The sequence below is a fragment of the Robiginitalea sp. genome (assembly GCF_049588695.1).
Taxonomy (GTDB): Bacteria; Bacteroidota; Bacteroidia; order Flavobacteriales; family Flavobacteriaceae; genus Robiginitalea.
The window spans coordinates 1-2,670 of the sequence record NZ_JBAVZJ010000367.1; the positions used below are offsets into that span (position 1 = coordinate 1).

Below are 2,670 nucleotides of genomic sequence, written 5' to 3' on the forward strand. Positions count from 1 at the left end.
ATTGTAAACCTCGCGGGTGCCACGATTGCAAAACGATGGATACCATCCTATAAGAAAGAAATTCAGCAGAGCCGTACGGACAGCCTGGCTGTGCTAAAGACGGGTTTGGCGTCTTTAGATGACCATCAGGTGGAGTACCTGCTTTCGGCTTCGGCCACTGGGATTTACCCGGACTCCCTGACAGAATTGTACACAGAGCAAACAGAGACTTCGCCTGAGGGTTTTCTGGCAGAAACGGTCGAATTATGGGAAGCTGCCACCCGGGAGTTTATTTCGATGGGCATTCCTACGGGTATATTGCGGATCGGCCTGGTACTGGCCAAATATGGGGGAGCCCTGCCGGAAATCGCAAAGCCAGTTCGGCTGGGGGTTGGGGCTCCCCTGGGCAGCGGCCAGCAATGGCAGTCCTGGATTCACATAGAGGATCTGGCCCGAATGATGGTCTTTTCGCTGGAAGAGCGCCTTGAAGGGATTTATAATGCCGTGGGCCCCAACCCGGTGACCAACAAGAAACTTACCCAGGAAATCGCACGCATACTGCACAAGCCTTTATGGCTGCCGAAAGTCCCTTCCTGGGTACTCTCCACTGTTTTGGGGGAAATGTCCCAACTCCTTACCGAAGGACAGCGCGTCAGTTCGGAAAAAATGGCCATGGAAGGATTTGCATTTAACTACATCAACGTCCACCAGGCACTTGAGGAAATTCTTGCTGCCTGAAAAGGCATGGAGGTTGGATGAGAGCCCCCTTCCCGTTCTTGTTTTTTTGTGACATTTTGACATTTTTTTAGAAATGGCAGTACTTTTGCCTTCATTTATCACAAGTATTTAAATCAATCTCGTATGAGTAACAATAAAGAACAGAAACATCAGGAGGAAGTGTTTCATGACGAAGAACTGCTTCAGGAAGATGAAGGATCCGGTGGGGGAGAAGGGGATTCAACCCAGGAAGAAATGACCGAAGAGCGCAGTGAGGAAGAAGTACTGAAAGAGGAACTCGGAAAGGAGAAAGATAAGTTTCTGAGGCTCTTTGCTGAATTTGAGAACTATAAGAAGCGCACCACCCGTGAGCGGATGGAACTCTATAAGACGGCAGGGCAGGAAGTGATCTCCGCTTTGTTACCTGTGATGGACGATTTTGACAGGGCGGTTCGGGAAATTGACAGGTCAGAGGATTCAGAACTTTTTAAGGGTGTAACCCTTATACAGAATAAGTTTAGGGATACCCTTATGGGCAAGGGCCTCGAGGTGATCGAAGTAGAAGCTGGAGACACCTTCGATGCAGAGATTCACGAAGCCGTCACGCAGATCCCTGCACCGGATAAGAAATTAAAGGGCAAGGTCGTAGATGTAATCGAAAAAGGATACAAACTCGGGGATCGGATCATCCGGCATCCTAAGGTTGTAGTAGGAAAATAGGTTTATGAAACAGGATTTTTACGAAGTACTGGGTGTTGCCAAAGGCGCATCGGCAAGTGAAATCAAGAAAGCGTACCGGAAAAAGGCCATAGAGTTCCACCCGGATCGAAATCCTGGTGATTCCGCTGCAGAGGAGAAATTCAAAATTGCGGCAGAGGCCTATGAAGTGTTGAGCGACCCGCAGAAGCGGGAGAGATATGACCGTTTTGGCCACTCAGCTTTTGACGGCAATGGAGGCTTTGGTTCCGGAAGCATGAACATGGAGGATATCTTCAGCCAGTTCGGGGATATCTTCGGAGGTGCCTTTGGAGGTGCTTTTGGAGGTGGTTTCAGCGGATTCGGAGGGGGACAGGCCCGTGTTAAGGGCAGCAATCTCAGGATCCGTGTGAATTTGACTCTGGAGGAAGTTGCCCATGGGGTGGAAAAAAAGGTAAAGGTCAAACGAAAGGTACAGGCGCCCGGAGTGACCTATAAAACATGTACGGCTTGTGGCGGAAGCGGCCAGGTCACCCGGGTGACGAATACCATATTGGGACGTATGCAGACGGCCACGGCCTGTTCCACCTGTGGAGGGGCTGGCCAGGTTCTCGATAAGAAGCCGGCCGATGCAGATGCGAATGGCCTGAAGGTACAGGAAGAGACCGTATCCATCAAAATTCCTGCAGGGGTTGAATCGGGAATGCAGCTCAAGGTTTCGGGTAAGGGGAATGATGCACCCGGGAATGGAATAGCCGGGGACCTTCTCGTAGCCATTGAAACGAAGGAGCACCCCACCTTAAAACGGGAAGGGGATAACCTGCATTACGATTTATATATCAGTATTCCAGATGCGGTTTTGGGTACTTCCAAAGAAATCGATACCGTAAGCGGGAAAGTCCGCATTAAGCTGGAGCCCGGGTTGCAATCCGGTAAAATTCTCCGATTGAGGAACAAGGGAATACAGAGCATTAACGGCTATGGAACCGGAGACTTGCTGGTTCACGTCAATGTGTGGACCCCTAAAGAACTCAATAAAGAGCAACGGGAGTTTTTTGAACGTATGCAAACCGATGAAAAATTTGATCCGAAGCCCGAGAAATCGGACAAATCCTTTTTTGAAAAAGTTAAGGATATGTTCTCCTGAGGATAATTGCGTCCCATTAAAATAAAAAATGTATATTTGACTTGATATTGGGACTCCAATATTAATTTTCTTTTTCATAGCAATTTTTTTCCCATCCTTGAATTCGTTTGAGGGTGGGTTTTTCTTTTCAG

At 48.7% G+C, this 2,670-nt stretch carries 3 protein-coding genes; all 3 read left to right on the forward strand.

Going from position 1 to position 2,670, the window contains the following annotated elements; all coding sequences use genetic code 11:
- Window positions 1-717 (forward strand): TIGR01777 family oxidoreductase (locus WBV75_RS08810; RefSeq protein ID WP_424120257.1); only part of this gene is annotated, 717 nt, incomplete at its 5' end.
- Between the two features lie 123 nt (window positions 718-840).
- Window positions 841-1,416, forward strand: a complete 576-nt coding sequence (locus WBV75_RS08815; protein WP_424120258.1) for a nucleotide exchange factor GrpE — start codon at window positions 841-843, stop codon at window positions 1,414-1,416.
- Window positions 1,417-1,420: 4 nt separating this feature from the next.
- Complete coding sequence (dnaJ, locus tag WBV75_RS08820; protein WP_424120259.1) at window positions 1,421-2,539, forward strand: molecular chaperone DnaJ; 1,119 nt, start codon at window positions 1,421-1,423, stop codon at window positions 2,537-2,539.
- Window positions 2,540-2,670: the final 131 nt, after the last annotated feature.

What these genes read in the sequence shown, in the direction of transcription:
- dnaJ (WP_424120259.1), top strand. Translation starts at nt 1,421, where the DNA reads ATGAAACAGGATTTTTACGAAGTACTGGGTGTTGCCAAAGGCGCATCG.
- WBV75_RS08815 (WP_424120258.1), top strand. Translation starts at nt 841, where the DNA reads ATGAGTAACAATAAAGAACAGAAACATCAGGAGGAAGTGTTTCATGAC.